Below are 15,243 nucleotides of genomic sequence, written 5' to 3' on the forward strand. Positions count from 1 at the left end.
TCCGCCGGCCCCGCCACCACCATCCGCACCAGTCCAGCAGGATGCCGCTCCCGCGGTGACGCCGCCGCCGGCCCCACCTGCCGCCGTCGCGATTGCTCCGCCCCCGGCCCCGCCGCCAGCGTCCGCTCCGCCTCCCGTTCAGGCGACGACGGCTCCGGCCCCGGCCACAGCGCCTGCGCCCACTCGCGACCTCAATTCGCCGGTCGGCGTCTGGCTCACCGAGGAGAAAGAAGGCAAGGTCCGCATTGAACAGTGCGGCAACAATCTCTGCGGCTACTCGGTCGACGCCAAGTCGGACCAGAATGGCGAGCAGATCCTGATCAACATGAAGCCGGCCCAAGGCCAGAAATGGACCGGCCGGATCGTCGATCCCAACACGGGCTCGACCTACGACTCCACGATTGCGATGCGCGGCACCGACCGCCTGCGCGTACAGGGCTGCGCCTTCGGCGGCATGTTCTGCGGCGGCCAGACCTGGACGCGGGTGAACTAGTTCACGCTTGCCTAGGACCTCGCCTCGATCACATGCGCCTGGACTTTTGCAGAGATCTCGCCCTCACCATGTCGCGCGGCAATTTTCCTTGCCGCGTGAGCGGTAGCAGCCTCCAGCGCGTCGGGACGTCTCGCCTCGATTTCGTTGCGGAGTAGCGTGCCCTGACAGTAGCTCATTGCAACGTGCTGCGCGGAGATGGACCGGCTTTGTTCAGACCGTGTTTGAACTGCCACATCTGAAAACCCTGCATCCTGCACATCGCGCCGGATCCGCGCGGTGTCATGATAGCCGTGTGGCGTGCGCGCGAGGAAGCGCGGCGGATCGTCCGGGAAGAGCTCGGCCAGCGCGTCGGTGACGTCTTTAGCGAAGATATTGTCCTCGATCCTGTCCCAGACATTGAAGATGAAAGCCCCACGCGGCCTCAGTACACGCCGCGCCTCCTGGTAGGCTTTGACGCGATCCGGGAAGAACATCGCGCCGAACTGGCAGCATACGACGTCGAACGAACCGTCGGGGAACGGGAGTAACTGCGCATCGGCCTGACGCCAGCTCACACGCGCATCGGCGCCATGCCGAAGCTTTGCATGATCGAGCATCGGCTGATTGAGATCGGTCACCGCATAGGTCGCGTCCGGCGACAGGACGGCTGCGACGGCGCGTGTGACCACGCCGCTTCCCGCCGCTGTTTCCAGTACGGCCTTTGGCGCCCGCGCAGCGACGCGGCGCGCCATGTCGTCGGCATAGCTCTGGAAGATCAGGGGAACCATATAGCGGTCGTAATTTTCCGGGACCGAGCCCGCAAACAGCTTGTCGGATTCAGGCATCCTCGTCTCCGCGAATGGCCTTTCGGGTCGCAGGCAGCAGGCCACGAAGGTATCGCCTTGTCACGTTGCGCTGCACAGCCAGCAGCCAGCGTGCACAATGTCACGCCTCGCAGAAACTGCGTGACAGCCCTCACATCGGCGCGCCCGAACACCGTGGCAGGTTCCCCCAACCTCATAGGGGCGAGCCATGAAACATTTTCGCAAGGGACTTTTGACCAGCATCCTCATCATTGCCCTGCCGTATGCGCAGGCGCACGCTGCGACCGGTAGCTTCGACGGCAGCTGGAACGTGCGGATCACCTCAACGAGCGAGGCCTGCGGCAACGGCTCGACGGTCGCCATCGGCATCAGCAACGGTCAGGTCGCTTCCAGCAGTGCCGCGGTGAGTGCATCAGGCAGCGTCGCAGACGCTGGTAAGATCAGCGTCATCTTGAGCAGCGGCATCAAGCGCGCCACAGGCTTCGGCCACCTCGCCGGCACCTCAGGCTCCGGCATCTGGCGTGGCACCATGTGCACGGGCACGTGGACGGCGGAAAAACTATAGACACGGCGACGGTTGCCCGACGGTCGGCCATCGAGTCGCGGCTCACCAACGGTGGGCAGACATCTCAGGGAACGTCGATCCGATCGATGCGTTGAAAAGCGCTAGCAAACTCATTCCAGCCTGTCGCGCTACGGATGGGCCGAGTGAGGTTTGCCGGCCAGGCAAGAGCGCGCCAAAGCGGGCGCTGACGCCGAACAGGCTTGAACAATGAGGGTCTGCGGAGCTGTGCGGGCCGGTTTGTTCACCGCATTCATTGCCGCGGCCTGGCTCGGCGGACAGGTCCAGACCTCCCTCGCGCAAACGCGGCCACCGGTATCTTCGAGCGATGCGGCGAAGGTGTCGCCGCGTAAGGAAAATCTTCCCAGGAAGGAAGCCGCGACATCCGACCCGCACACGGCAGGATTTGTTACCGGCGCGGCGCAGAGCACCGAGTTCGCCATAGCTCAGGACATTGCGACGACCCTGGCCAGCGGCCAGGAAACAGGTCCTCACGGGGAGGTCGCATTGCGGGTGCTGCCAATCGTGGGAAACGGCGGCAGTCGCAACATCATCGACATACTCAGCCTGGCCGGCGCCGACATGGCGATCGCTCCCGTTCTGCTGGCTGATCGTCTCCGAGAGAGAGGCGCCCTCAGAGATATCGGCAACAGGCTGGTCTACATCACCCCGCTGTTTGTCGAAGAGTTCCACCTCCTCGCGCGGTCCGAAATCAACAGCGTGGCGGATCTTGCGGGCAAGCGGGTCAATCTCGGCGAAGAAGGCGGCGCCGGCGCGGTCCTCGGCCGCGAAATGCTCAACGATCTGGAGGTGAAGGTCAATGAATCCAACCTGCCTCTGGACGCAGCGATGGACGGGATGCGCGAGGGGCAAATCTCAGCCACGTTGCTGGTGTCGGGCAAACCGGTCGGCTTCCTGGCGCGGTACGCCCAAGGTGATGGCCTTCACTTCCTGTCCATCCCCTATTCGAAGGCCATGCTGGAGCATGATTATCTGCCATCGACGCTCAGCCACGAAGATTACCCAGGTATCATCGACGCCTCTGACAGCGTCGACACCATCGCGGTCAAATGCGCGCTTTTCGCTTACAATTGGTCGCCGCGCGGCGAGCGGTTTGCGCTCCTGGAACTGTTCGTGCAGACGCTGTTCTCGCGATTTCCTGAATTTCTCGGTGACGGTCATCACCCCAAGTGGCGAGAGGTGAACCTGGCAGCGGTGCTTCCTGGTTGGAGGCGATTTCAACCTGCGGAGCGCTGGCTCCAGCAGCAATCCGGCGGAGAGGCCGCGCTTCGCAAGGCATTCGGTCGCTTCCTCGAGCAAAAGCCGATCAGCAATCCGCCGGACCGCGAACAATTGTTCCAGGACTTCATGCGGTGGCGAGAACGCCAGCAGGGCCGTTGACCCAAGGAGTGGGAGGTCTTGATGCGCAATCCAGTGGTAACCGCAGCCTTGGTCGTGTTGTTCGCGTTGACCGCCGACGTGAGGCGGCCGTCCGCGCAACTCTTTCCATTCGAGAATCCGGTTCCGCAAGCGCCTGCTCCAGCCGCGGTGCCATCAACCGACAAGGCCGGGAAAGCCAAGGCGGTAACTCGCCCGGAAGCCAAACCACACACTCACCGGGACGGTAAACCACACAAAAGGCTCTACGTCGCTCCCTCGCAGCCAAATCAGCGGAGGATCGCCGAAAAGAAGGGCTACAAGCGTGTCAGCGACCTCGTGAACTTCCCGAAATTCTTTCCCGGCCTTGGCATCCTCTTTGTCAAACCGGACACTCTGCCGCTAGGACCCTTCCTGTGCTTTGATCGCAAGGATCGCCTGGTGGCGAGCGTGTATATGGTGCCCACCAAGGACATCGACGATCACAAGTCGTTAGAGGCGCAGGGCTTCGCTGGAACAGTTGATCATGTCAGCATCTACTTCAACCCGGGTCACCCTGGAGTAGACGTGCCGCACTACCACTTCGTGATCTGGCACGTCAGCAAGAAGGAGGAAGCGCGCGTCGCGAAATGACGCACGTCACCTTGAGAGCGATACATCATCCCGGCAGCTTGCGTTTGCCCATGGAAAAAGTGCTCGCCCATGCGATTTCGGGTTTCATCGTGTGCTTCGGCATCTGGATCTTTGTTGCCGGCCTAAGCTCCAGCACACCCATATTGTGGTCGTGCGCGGCTCTCTTGCCCACCGCAATCGGACTCTGGAGCGCATTCGGGCATGTCTAGAGGTCGCCCGCCGGAACCAGGACGCCCCTGCCGTCTTGATTTTGGGTGGCGAGACTGTTTCTGATGGACCTTACTGCGACCGAACGCGATTTCCTGAGACGGCTGGTTTCCGAAGCCTGGATCAGCCCGACGCTGTTCGACCATGAAATCGTCGCCCGACTTGTCGAGCTCGGTCTCGTTGAGACCGAACCATTGGATTCAGGCGAGGTCGAATACCGCATCACCGCCGCGGGCCGCGACGCCCTGTGAATTCGTGGTGTGGCATGAAGTGCCGCGCTCTCGAGGGTCAGGACCTCGGATCGGCGACGCATCGCCATCAGGCGATGCGTCCTGTCCGGCGCATGCGAGCCCGTTGCTAGCCGACCGGCGCTGCATATTCCGCGTCGGTGACGGGCTCCAGCCAGGTCGAATAGACGCCGTCGAGCGCTTCTTGCATGGCGATGTGGGTCATGCCATTGGCTGGCGAAGCCCCGTGCCAGTGCAATTCCCCCGGCGGAATCCAGATGGTGTCGCCCGGACGGATCTCGCGGATCGGACCGCCCTTGGCCTGGACGCGGCCGACGCCGGAAATAACGTAGAGCGTCTGCCCGAGGGGATGGTGATGCCAGTTGGTGCGCGCGCCCGGCTCGAATGACACGCGCGAGCAGTTCAGCCGCGCCGGCGCTGGCGCCATGATCACGGGGTCCTGCAACACTGTGCCGGTGAAGTTCTCCTTGGGCGCGCGGCGGGTCGGACGCGTGCCTGCGATGTGGATTTCCATAGGGTACCTCGCTCGGTTTCTCGTTACTTCTTGCTCGCAGCGTAGCGCGCCTTGGTCTCGGCGTTCATGGGATAGAGGCCCGGCAGCACGGCGCCGTTGTTCACCTCGTTGACGATCCAGGCTTCCATCCGTTCCTGCTCGACGCCCTCGTTGAGGACGTGCTCGAGCATCGCCTGCGGGATCAGCACGCAGCCGTCCTGGTCGGCGACGACGATGTCGTTCGGAAATACCGCAACGCCGCCGCAGCCGATCGGCTCACCCCAGCCGACGAAGGTCAGGCCCGCGACCGACGGCGGCGCCGCGTAGCCGTCGCACCAGACCGGCAGGTTGGTGCCGAGTACACCCTCGACGTCACGCACGACGCCGTCGGTGACCAGTGCGGTAACGCCGCGCTTGACCATCCGCGCACAGAGGATGTCGCCGAAGATGCCGGCATCGGTGATGCCCATGGCGTCGACCACGGCGATGCAGCCCTCGGGCATTGCCTCGATCGCAGTGCGGGTCGAGATCGGCGAAGACCAGGATTCCGGTGTGGCCAGGTCCTCGCGCGCCGGCACGAAGCGCAGCGTGAACGCAGGGCCGACCAGCCGCGGCAACCCCGGGCGCAGCGGACGCGCACCGCGCATCCAGACATTGCGCAGGCCCTTCTTCAGGAGGACCGTGGTGATGGTGGCGGTAGTGATGCCGGCGAGGGTCTTGCGGGCTTCAGGGGATAGCGACATGGACGACAACGAGCTCCGGATGGGCGAGAAAACGACGTGCGCATCTTGCGAGGCGCGGGCCGGCCGTCAAGGGCCAAGGCGAAACCGCGCAGCACTGTTATGCGATGCGATAACAAGGCTTTATCGCTTGCCGCTGAATTAATTTATTGGACTTGCGGGCGCAATTACGCGAAGCAAAGGGCAGCGGGAACCAAGGGAGTCTCCCGCGATTTCCAAGAGGCCGATTTCGACAGCTCATGGCCGCGACGCTTTCCCCGCCCCGCCTTTTGCCCAGTGGCGACAGTGCCGTCACGGTCGAGTTTAGCCGCACCATCGACGACGCCGCCAACCAGCGCGTGCTGGCGCTCGATCGGGTGCTCACCGACGTCGGCATCGAGGGCGTCACCGAGGCGGTGCCGACCTATCGCTCGCTGCTTGTGCACTACGATCCGGGACGGATCGGCTTCGATGCGCTGGGCGAAAAGCTGCTCGCGCTTGCAAGCCGGCCGCAGCCGCGCACGGCAAAAGCGCGGCGCTGGCGCATTCCCGTGGCCTATGGCGGCGAGCACGGCATCGATCTCGAAGATGTCGCCAAGACGCTGAAGACCACCCCAGACGACATCATCGCGCGCCATGTCGCCGGCGACTACCGCGTCGCCATGATCGGCTTCACCCCGGGCTGGTCCTATCTCAGCGGCCTGGAGAAATCGCTGCACATGTCGCGGCGGCAGAATCCGCGGCTCTCGACGCCCGCCGGTACGATTGCGATCGGCGGCGTGCAGACTGGCGTGCAGTGCCTCGCCGGTCCCAGCGGCTGGCACCTGTTGGGGCGCACCCCAGTGCGGACCTATCAGCTCCACCGGAATCCCACCTTCCTCACCGAACCTGGTGATCGCGTGACGTTTTTTGCCGTCGACCACAAGACTTTCGCGGAGCAGGACCGCGCTGCCGAAGCCGGCGAGATCATTGCGGAGCTGACGTCATGAGCCGGCTCATTGTCGCCAGCATCGGGCCGGCCAGCTCCGTCCAGGACGGCGGACGGCCGGGCTCGCAGCGCTATGGCCTCACGCCGAGCGGAGCGATGGACCGGCTGGCGCTGGCGGCCGCCAACTGCCTGGTCGGCAATGAGCTGTTTGCGGCCGCCGTCGAGATCGGCCCGTTCGGCGCCTCATTCACTGCGCGCGACGGTGCGGTGCGCGTCGCGATCGCAGGCGCGCCGCGCAATGCCGATATCGCCGGCAAGCCGGTGGCGGGCGAGACCTCGGTGACGCTGAAGGAAGGCGAGACGCTGACGCTCGGCTTCGCCCGCGGCGGCGCGTTCAGCTATCTCGCAATCGAAGGCGCTATCCGGGGCGAGCCGGTGTTCGGCAGCCTCGCAGTCAACGCCCGTGCCGGGCTCGGTAGCCCCTACCCACGCCCGCTCCAGGCCGGCGACGAGTTCAGCGTCGCGGCCGCAAGCGGTGGGCCTGAGCAGCGGATCGAATTGCCGAAGCCACCGAATGGTCCGATCCGCGTCGTGCTGGGCCCGCAGGACGACGAGTTTGATGACGTCAACAAAGCGCTGTTCCTGTCGAGCGACTGGAAGATCTCCGCGACCTCGGACCGCATGGGCTATCGCCTCGAGGGCCCCGTGATCGAACATCTGCACGGCCACAACATTGTCTCCGACGGCACGGTCAATGGCAGCATCCAGGTGCCGGGCAATGGCGCGCCGATCGTCCTGATGATGGACCGCGGCACCAGCGGCGGCTATCCGAAGGTCGCAACCGTCATCTCCGCCGATCTCGGCCGCCTCGCCCAGACCTCGGCCGGCACGGCGTTTCGCTTCAAGGCCGTCAGCATGGCCGAAGCGCAGGACGAGGCGAAGAAATTCGCGCAGCTCCTGCGCGGCCTGCCCGACCGTTTGCGCGCGGCGGACACCGTGGAGCTCAACATCGAGGCCCTGCACGATGCTAATGTCGCGGGCTACGCGGTGAACGCCGTCGATGCCGGGACGTGGCAGGTTTCGGCGGAGCCGTAACCAACAAGAAGACCAGAGGCGGAGGGCACCATGACAACGATCGATCTCAACTGCGACCTAGGTGAGGGATTTGGCGCCTGGGAGATGGGCAACGACGCCGCGATGCTCGAGCTTGCGACATCGGTCAACGTTGCCTGCGGCTTCCATGCCGGCGACCCCGACATCATGCGACGGACGGTTGAGCTCGCGAAGGCGCGCGGCGTCTCGATCGGCGCACATCCCGGCTATCGCGACCTGCACGGCTTCGGCCGGCATCCGATCGTCGGGCTGAAATCCTCCGAGATCGAAAACCTCGTCGCCTATCAGATCGGCGCGCTCCAGGCGATCGCGACAGCGGCCGGCCACAAGGTCACGCATGTGAAGGCGCATGGCGCGCTCTCCAACGTTGCCTGCGAGGACGACATGACTGCAAAGGCGATCGCGGCCGGGATCAAGGCCGTCGACCCCTCGCTGATCTTTGTGGTGCTCGCCAATTCAAAACTGGTGAAGGCCGGCGAGGACGCGAACCTGCCGATGGTGCATGAGGTGTTCGCCGACCGAGCCTATGAGGACGACGGCAACCTGGTCTCGCGCAAGAAGCCCGGCGCGGTGTTGCACGATGCCAAGGCGATCGCGAATCGCGTCGTGCGCATGGTGCAGGACGGCGCCGTGATCTCGGTCACCGGCAAGGTCATCAAGATGCGGATGGACACGGTTTGCATCCACGGCGACACGCAGGGCGCCGTCGACATCGCGCGCAATCTGCGTCAGGCATTGAAGGATGCCGGTATTGCGGTGGCGCCGTTCAAGCGCGCCGCGTGAGCCTTGCTCGGTGCGGTAGCCTGGGCAAAGCGAAGCGTGCCCACCTCTTCTTGCTATAGATGGAAAGATGGTGGGCACGGCGCGCGAAGAGCGCGCCTTTGCCCACCCTACGAAACTAACCCACTGTACAAATTGTCAGAACGGGTGCACCGACAGCGTGCCGAAGACGATGGCGGCGATGACCGCAAAGGCACTGTAGAGCGCAACATGGTGCATGCTCGCCCCGGTCCGCCGCGAGAGCGAGCGCGCGTAGAAGTGCAGCCTCGCTTCCGCCGATAGTTCGCGCATGGTCGATCTCCAACGCCCCATTTGCGAGGATATGAAGGAGCAATCGCGGCGGCGGACAAGATGGTGGCGGAAATAGCGACGGCGGTTCTCTTCGGAGCCGCCGTTGCAGAGGGAAATTCTCGGAACCCGCAGGTTCCGAGAATCTTATTCGCTCAACCTTTAAGCCAATGGAACCAGTTCCCAGGCGCTAATAGACGTCCGCCTGGAACCTACCCTTCTTCTTGAGATCAGCCACGAAGCTGACGGCCTCGTCCGTGGAACGGGCGCCGAACTGGGCGACGATGTCGACCAGCGCACGCTCGACGTCCTTGGCCATGCGCTTGGCATCGCCACAAATGTAGAGATGCGCGCCTTCGGCCAGCCACGTCCACACCTCGCGGCCGAGCTCGCGCATGCGGTCCTGCACGTAAAACTTCTTCTCGCCGTCGCGCGACCAGGCGAGTGAAAGGCGGGTCAGCAGGCCCGAGGTCTTCAGCGCGTTGAGCTCATCGCGATAGAAGAAATCGCAGTCGCTGCGCTGATGGCCGAAGAACAACCAGTTCTTACCTGACGCGCCGGTCGCCTTGCGGTCGAGCAGGAAGGCGCGGAACGGCGCAACGCCGGTGCCGGGGCCGACCATGATGATCGGCGTCTTCGGATCCTGCGGCAGCGCAAAGCCGTGCGCCTTCTGCACATAGACCTTCAGCTTCTCGCCCTCGGTGATGCGCTCGCCGAGGAAGGTCGAGGCGACGCCGAGGCGCTTGCGCTTGCCGATGACGTAGCGCACGGAATCGACGGTCAGTGACAGCTTTCCCGGCGTCGCATTGTGCGAGGACGAGATCGAATAGAGCCGCGGCTGCAGGGGCTCGAGCGCCTCGACGAACGCTTCAGGATGCGGACGGCAGCCGGAGAACTTTTGCAGCGCCGCCATGACGTCGAGCGTTGCGGCATCGCCATCGGGATCCTCGCCCTGCGCCAGCGCCCGCGCCTTCTCGCGCTGCGCGCCGCCGGTGATGAAGGAAAGCAGCTCGAACAGCTTGTCCGGCGCCGGCGATAGCGAGACGTCCCCGACCAGCGCCTCGCGCAGCGTCTTGCCATTGACCTGCGTGGTATGGGAGGCGCCGAGCAGCGCGATGATCTGGTCGACGAGGCCGAGATCATTGCGTGCAAACACGCCGAAGGAGTCGCCGACGACATAGTCGAGCTTGCTGTCGGAGAGATCGAACTCGATGTGATAGGTCTCCTTCTCGGAGCCCTGCTTGTTGAGGAGGCGCCGCGACAGGAACACGGCTTCAGCCGGATTTTCGCGGGCGCGACCCAGCTCGGCCTTCACTTCGGGCGCAGCCGATGCAGTAGCCGCCGACACCGCAGCACCCGCAGCGGACTTCGGCGCGGGCGCCTTGTCCAGCTCTTCAAAGAGCTGCTTCAGCATCCGCGCCGTCTCCTTGCCGCCGGGGGCGCAGAGATTGAGGCGGGCTTCGCTCTTCTTGGCGATGGCATCGGAATAGTCGGCGCAATTGTAGCCGCACTGGCCACAATCCTGCTGCGCCATCGCCGCCATCATGCGACGGCGGAGCGGACGCCCTTCCGCAAGCTTCATGCGATCGCCGATCGGCATCGCCGGATCGTGCCAGGGCGCCTCGCCATCGTCGCCATCGCCCTGTGGCGCGAGCACCGCGCCGTTTTCGGCCGGAGACAGCGGCGTAGAGCCGTCGAGGCCGAACATGCCCACGAGAAATCCATTCAGCCACAGCCGCTGCCCTTCGCTGAAGGGCGCGTTCGGCGGGATGATCTCGAGTTTCGGTGGGACGGGCATCTGGGTCATGCTGTTGCTTCCGCTCCGGCGAGTTTGCGCAGGGCTTCGCCGTCATGGCGACGAGAGAAGGTAAGGAACGTTTCTTCCGGCGAGGCGCGGTTGGCGAGATAGGCCTTCAAGAGACCCTCGACGAGCCTGGGCGCGTCCTCGGCCTTAACGTCGTGATAGACCTCCTGCCCGATATCGGCATCGGGACCGAAGCCACCACCGGTGAATAGGTGATAGCCCTCGACCGTGTCCTCCTCCGTCGCGCCCGGCACCTTGGCCGCGATCAGGCCGATGTCGGAGATGTAGTGCTGCGCGCAGGAGTGATGGCAGCCGGTCAGGTGGATGTTGAGCGGGGTGTCCAGCGTCACGCGCTCATCGCACCAGTCGCCGATCGCGGTCGCATGGCGCTTGGTGTCGGAGGCCGCGAACTTGCAGCCGGCATTGCCGGTGCAGGCGATCAGGCCGGCGCGGACTTGCGACACTTGCGTGGCGAGACCGAGCTTCTCGACCGCTGCGGTCACCAGCGCGACGTTTTCGTCGCGCACGCCGGAGATCAAGAAATTCTGCCAGACGGTCAGGCGGATATCGCCGTCGCCGAGATCCTGCGCGATCTTGCCGATGCCGCGCATCTGCTCGCAGGTGAGCTTGCCGACCGGCAGCGCGACACCGACCCAATTGAGCCCCGCCTGCTTTTGCTTGTGCACGCCGATGTGGGCCATGCGGTCAAATGTCGGACGCGGTGCGATCGCATCCGCAGGCACGCGCGCGAAGGGCTTCTTGAGCCGTTCCTCGACGAGCTTGAGAAACTTATCGTGGCCCATGTTGTCGAGCACATATTTCAGCCGCGCCTTGGTGCGGTTGGTACGGTCGCCATGCTCGATGAAGACGCGCACGATGGCGTCGGCAACCGTGGTGGCGTCCTCGGGACGAACGACGATGTCGGAATATTTTGCAAAATCCCTGTGGCCAGTGATGCCGCCGATGCCGAGCCGGAACCAGACGCCCGCGTCGACGCCAAAGCCGCCCTTCACCTCGACCGCGGAAAACGCGATGTCGTTGGTCTCCTCCAGCACCGCGACGCGCCCCGCGCCGTCGAAAGCGACGTTGAACTTGCGCGGCAGGCCGTAGAGCGAGCGGTCGTTAAGAATGTGGTAGTGCCATTCGCGCGCGAAAGGACGCGTATCGAGGAGTTCCTGCGGATCGATGCCGGCGGTCGGCGTGCCCGTGACGTTGCGGATGTTGTCCGCGCCGGAGCCGCGCGAGCACAGGCCGATGTCTTGGATGCCTTCGATGAGCGCGACCGCGTTCTTCGGCTCGATCTCGCGTATCTGGAAGTTCGCACGCGTGGTCACATGGGTGTAGCCGCCGCCATAAGCCTCGGCCAGATCGGCAAGTCCGGACATCTGCCAGTGCTTCAGGATGCCGTTCGGAATGCGCAGGCGTGCCATGTAGGAGGTCTGCGCCGGCGCGACCCAGAAGATGCCGTAATAGCGCCAGCGAAAATTGTCCGCCGGCGTCGGGTTAGCATTGTTGCGCGCCTGGTCCTTCAGCCGCTCGTAGCCGTCGAAAGGGTGCAGCTCGCGCTTGAACTTCTCCTGGTCGGCGAGCTTCTTGCCAGACGCCGTGACCGCGTCCTGCGCTTTCAGCGCCGCGGCATCAGGACCGGTCGGCTCGGACGGAGCGCTGGCCGCCGCGGCAGGAGCGCCACCGGCGACAAAGGCACGGCCCACACGTCCGACCTGGAGGCCGGACATGAAGCCTTCGAGATAGCGCTTCTGCTCGTCGGAGAAGTCGGCCGTGGGTGCTGTGTCGAGTTTCATTGGCTGAATGGACCTACTCTGCTGCCTGGACCGCGACCTGCGCCACTTCGGTCGCCGGCTTTGCGGGCTTGTACGTTGCGTAGAGCGCAAGACCGGTGAAGACGAAGCCGCCGACGAGATTGCCGAGCGTCACGGGAATCTGATTCCACAGCCACCAGTCCGAGAGGCTGACCTTGGCGCCAAGCAGCATGCCGGTCGGGATGACGAACATGTTGACGACCGCGTGCTCGAAACCCAGTGCGAAGAACAGGAAGATGGGCAGCCAGGTCGCAGCGATCTTGCCGACTGTCGAGGTCGAGGTCATCGCCATGACGACGCCGAGACAGACCAGCCAGTTGCAGAGGATCGCCTTGACGAAGACGGAGACCATGCCGGCGGTGCCGATCGCGGCATTGCCGATCGTCTTCGCTTCCGCCACCGCAACGATGCGCGCGGCGACGCCGGCGACTTCGACCTTGCCCATGTTGGTGAGTGAGATCGCGATCAAGACGCCGAAAGCGAGGCTGCCGAGCAGATTGGCAACGAAGACCCAGGACCAGTTGGCGATTACCGCGTTCCAGGTGGCTTTGCCCTCGAGGCGTGCGAGCGGCACGATGGCGAAGCTCCCCGTGACGAGTTCGAGGCCAAGCAGCACGATCATCACCAGGCTGACTGGAAAGATGAGCGCGCCGACGATGGGCTGGCCGGTGGTAGCGGCGCCGGTGAAAGCGAGCGTCGTGGCAGCGCCCAGGAGCGCGCCGGAAATCGCACCGCGGATCAGGAGGTCGCGCGGGCCGAGCGCCAGCTTCTTCAGGCTGGCATCGATCATCGAGGCAACAACGTCAGAGGGCTTTGCGTAATCCATATCGAAGCTCCAGCGCCGCGCGTTGCGGCCACAACGGGTTGAAACGACGTTGATCGCTCGGAGCACGATCTCAGGCGCACGCGGCCTGGCCGGAACCCGGGGCGATCCGATCAGCCTCGTTGCTGCGGAAATCCATCATGGACTTGGTGCCGCCGGCTTCCACGCCGGTTGGCTTGTTCCCTCCTATTCAAGGAGTGTGCCAACGCAGCATAAATCTGGAATGCGTGTAAAATCAGCTTGTTAGGACTGTGTGCAGCGCATGAAATGGATCACCATTCATGCCGCTTGGGGCAGCAATAGCCCAAAGTTTAAGCTTCAAATGTGGATGCCCAATATTTGGGCTGGCCTAACGGGCGCGCCGCGCGACCTCGAAGGAGGCGAGATAACCGGCCAGATCTTGGGGGTCAAAGGCCGCTCCGGCGAAAGCTCCAAACGAGCCGGCCGAGGCCTCCTTGCCGCTTCCCCCCGGTCCCACCGCAGCATCATAGAGGTCGGGCCGGAACACCGCCATGGCGCTCTTGAGCGCAGCCTCGCTCAGAGCGGTCTGCCCCCAGCGCACCATCTGCGCATAGAGCCAAGCGGCCTGGACCGGATCAGGGCGCCCTGCCCCTTCGCGACCGACCAGGAGATAGCGGCCGCTTTCGCGCAGGGTGCCGTCAGGCGCGATCTTCAGGCGGCCATCAAGGGTCCGCTGGATGACCTCGGCATCGACGCTGATCCGCTCCGGCTGCGCGAGGATGCGCGCGGCCTCGTTGCGGTTGTCGGGATGCTCGATGAAAGCTGCGGCCTTCTCCGCGGCGCGCACCAGCGCGGCCACCACGTCCGGATTCTTCTCCGCCCAGGTCTGGCGCATGGCCAATACCTTCTCCGCGGCACGGACCAGGATGTCGGAGGAGAAATGCAGGATATGGCCGATGCCGAGATCGACCGCGACCGAATTCCAGGGCGCGCCGACGCAGAACGCATCGACATGACCGTTGGCGAGGCTGTCGACCATGTAAGGTGGCGGCAGCACCACGAGGCGCACGTCCTCGTCAGGATCGACGCCTGCCGCCGCCATCCAGAACCGGAGCTGGTAGTTGTGCGTCGAGAACGGGAAGGTCATGCCGAAGGTCAGCGGCTCAGCCCCCGCCTTGCGCCGTTTCGCTACCACGCGCGAAAGCGCTTTGGCGGTCGCCATCGGATCGAAGCGGTCGCCCTCGATCTCCTCCATCAGCGCGGCATGCAGCGCGGGCGAGATCGTGATGGCGTTGCCATTGATGCCGAGGTTGAAGGGAGCCGCGATCGGGACCTTGACGTGACCGAGCCCGAGCGAGGACGCGATCGCTACCGGCGCCAAGAGATGCGCGGCATCGAACAGGCCGATATTGAGCTTGTCGCGGACGTTGGACCACGAGACCTCGCGCACCAGCTCGACCTCGAGCCCTTCGGCCGTGGTAAACCCCTTATCGACCGCGACGATCAGCGCAGCCGCATCGACCAGCGGGATAAACCCTATGCGGAGCGGTCCGGTCATTTCAGCATCTCCGACGCGGTGATGATCGACTGGGCAATCTCGCCGATCTTCTTCTTCTCGCGCATCGCCGTGGAGCGCATCAGCACATAGGCCTCGTCCTCGGTCAGGCCCTTCACCCGCATCAAAATGCCCTTGGCACGCTCGATGATCTTGCGATCCTCGAGCTGCGATTTGGTGCGCTCCAGCTCCTCCTGGAGTTTCGCGAACGCGTTGAAGCGGGACACGCAGAGGTCGAGGATCGGCTTGATGCGCTCTTTCTTCAGCCCGTCGACGATGTAGGCGGATACCCCCGCCTCCACGGAGGCCTGGATCGAGGCCGAATCGCTCTGGTCGACAAACATCGCGATCGGCCGGCGCACGGCACGGCTGACCTGGAACATCTGTTCCAAAACGTCTCGGCTGGGGTTCTCCAGATCGATCAGGATGATATCGGGGTCGACGGCATAGATGCGCGCGAGCAGGCTCTGCATCTCGCTGATATGCAAGACCTGGGTGAAGCCCGCCTCCCGCAACCCCTCCTCGAGGATCGCGGCCCGGATCGGGCTTTCGTCGACAATCACAATTTTAGGCGACTGTTCGGCGCTCATCGCTCACTCACCACCCGGCGAGGCATCCATAGCACGCCGGAGCCCC

The 15,243-nt window shown here is 64.3% G+C and carries 17 protein-coding genes; 8 read left to right on the top strand and 9 right to left on the bottom strand.

What is annotated here, in order from left to right:
• A partial coding sequence (locus Q3C01_RS10720) for a DUF2147 domain-containing protein (RefSeq protein WP_458145293.1) occupies positions 1 to 493 on the top strand: 493 nt, incomplete at its 5' end.
• Positions 494 to 504: 11 nt separating this feature from the next.
• Here the strand turns inward: Q3C01_RS10720 and Q3C01_RS10725 are convergent.
• Positions 505 to 1,317, bottom strand: a complete 813-nt coding sequence (locus Q3C01_RS10725; RefSeq protein ID WP_458145294.1) for a class I SAM-dependent methyltransferase — start codon at positions 1,315 to 1,317, stop codon at positions 505 to 507.
• 187 nt (positions 1,318 to 1,504) lie between these two features.
• Between Q3C01_RS10725 and Q3C01_RS10730 the strand changes: the two genes are divergently transcribed.
• The 4 genes from Q3C01_RS10730 (at position 1,505) to Q3C01_RS10745 (ending at position 4,326) form a co-directional block, all read left to right on the top strand.
• A complete protein-coding gene (locus tag Q3C01_RS10730) occupies positions 1,505 to 1,861 on the top strand; it encodes a hypothetical protein (protein ID WP_458145295.1) in 357 nt (118 codons plus the stop codon).
• A 237-nt stretch (positions 1,862 to 2,098) separates the two neighbouring features.
• On the top strand, positions 2,099 to 3,259 hold the full coding sequence (locus tag Q3C01_RS10735) for a TAXI family TRAP transporter solute-binding subunit (protein WP_458145296.1): 1,161 nt from the start codon (positions 2,099 to 2,101) through the stop codon (positions 3,257 to 3,259).
• A 21-nt stretch (positions 3,260 to 3,280) separates the two neighbouring features.
• Positions 3,281 to 3,868: a hypothetical protein gene (locus Q3C01_RS10740; protein WP_458145297.1), complete on the top strand. Its 588-nt coding sequence runs from the start codon at positions 3,281 to 3,283 to the stop codon at positions 3,866 to 3,868.
• A gap of 272 nt (positions 3,869 to 4,140) precedes the next feature.
• Positions 4,141 to 4,326 (top strand): hypothetical protein, encoded by a 186-nt coding sequence (locus Q3C01_RS10745; RefSeq protein WP_458145298.1) that lies wholly within the window; start codon positions 4,141 to 4,143, stop codon positions 4,324 to 4,326.
• A gap of 106 nt (positions 4,327 to 4,432) precedes the next feature.
• Here the strand turns inward: Q3C01_RS10745 and Q3C01_RS10750 are convergent, their stop codons facing one another.
• Together Q3C01_RS10750 and Q3C01_RS10755 are read right to left on the bottom strand one after the other, a co-directional pair.
• On the bottom strand, positions 4,433 to 4,837 hold the full coding sequence (locus Q3C01_RS10750) for a (R)-mandelonitrile lyase (protein WP_458145299.1): 405 nt from the start codon (positions 4,835 to 4,837) through the stop codon (positions 4,433 to 4,435).
• Between the two features lie 23 nt (positions 4,838 to 4,860).
• Entirely contained in the window at positions 4,861 to 5,559 is a 699-nt protein-coding gene (locus tag Q3C01_RS10755; RefSeq protein ID WP_028136365.1) for a ribonuclease activity regulator RraA, read from the bottom strand.
• 236 nt (positions 5,560 to 5,795) lie between these two features.
• Between Q3C01_RS10755 and pxpB the strand changes: the two genes are divergently transcribed.
• The 3 genes from pxpB to Q3C01_RS10770 are packed head-to-tail and all read left to right on the top strand — an operon-like array spanning position 5,796 to position 8,359.
• Positions 5,796 to 6,524 (top strand): 5-oxoprolinase subunit PxpB, encoded by a 729-nt coding sequence (gene pxpB, locus Q3C01_RS10760; protein ID WP_458145300.1) that lies wholly within the window; start codon positions 5,796 to 5,798, stop codon positions 6,522 to 6,524.
• Positions 6,521 to 7,558: a 5-oxoprolinase subunit C family protein gene (locus Q3C01_RS10765; protein WP_458145301.1), complete on the top strand. Its 1,038-nt coding sequence runs from the start codon at positions 6,521 to 6,523 to the stop codon at positions 7,556 to 7,558. Before pxpB ends, Q3C01_RS10765 begins: the two co-directional genes overlap by 4 nt.
• A 30-nt stretch (positions 7,559 to 7,588) precedes the next feature.
• Positions 7,589 to 8,359, top strand: coding sequence for a LamB/YcsF family protein (locus tag Q3C01_RS10770; RefSeq protein ID WP_458145302.1), 771 nt, complete (start codon positions 7,589 to 7,591; stop codon positions 8,357 to 8,359).
• 135 nt (positions 8,360 to 8,494) lie between these two features.
• Here the strand turns inward: Q3C01_RS10770 and Q3C01_RS10775 are convergent, their stop codons facing one another.
• From Q3C01_RS10775 to Q3C01_RS10800, 6 genes are all read right to left on the bottom strand, one after another.
• Entirely contained in the window at positions 8,495 to 8,647 is a 153-nt protein-coding gene (locus Q3C01_RS10775) for a hypothetical protein (protein WP_167561251.1), read from the bottom strand.
• Positions 8,648 to 8,834: 187 nt separating this feature from the next.
• Positions 8,835 to 10,451: a sulfite reductase subunit alpha gene (locus Q3C01_RS10780; protein ID WP_458145303.1), complete on the bottom strand. Its 1,617-nt coding sequence runs from the start codon at positions 10,449 to 10,451 to the stop codon at positions 8,835 to 8,837.
• Positions 10,448 to 12,250, bottom strand: coding sequence for a NirA family protein (locus Q3C01_RS10785; protein WP_458145304.1), 1,803 nt, complete (start codon positions 12,248 to 12,250; stop codon positions 10,448 to 10,450). Before Q3C01_RS10785 ends, Q3C01_RS10780 begins: the two co-directional genes overlap by 4 nt.
• Positions 12,251 to 12,263: 13 nt before the next feature.
• Positions 12,264 to 13,094: a formate/nitrite transporter family protein gene (locus Q3C01_RS10790; protein WP_458145305.1), complete on the bottom strand. Its 831-nt coding sequence runs from the start codon at positions 13,092 to 13,094 to the stop codon at positions 12,264 to 12,266.
• 346 nt (positions 13,095 to 13,440) lie between these two features.
• A complete protein-coding gene (locus Q3C01_RS10795; RefSeq protein ID WP_458145306.1) occupies positions 13,441 to 14,610 on the bottom strand; it encodes a CmpA/NrtA family ABC transporter substrate-binding protein in 1,170 nt (389 codons plus the stop codon).
• A complete protein-coding gene (locus tag Q3C01_RS10800; RefSeq protein WP_458145307.1) occupies positions 14,607 to 15,197 on the bottom strand; it encodes an ANTAR domain-containing response regulator in 591 nt (196 codons plus the stop codon). The genes Q3C01_RS10795 and Q3C01_RS10800 overlap by 4 nt, the downstream gene beginning before the upstream one ends.
• Positions 15,198 to 15,243: the final 46 nt, after the last annotated feature.

It is taken from the genome of Bradyrhizobium sp. UFLA05-109 (assembly GCF_054185165.1).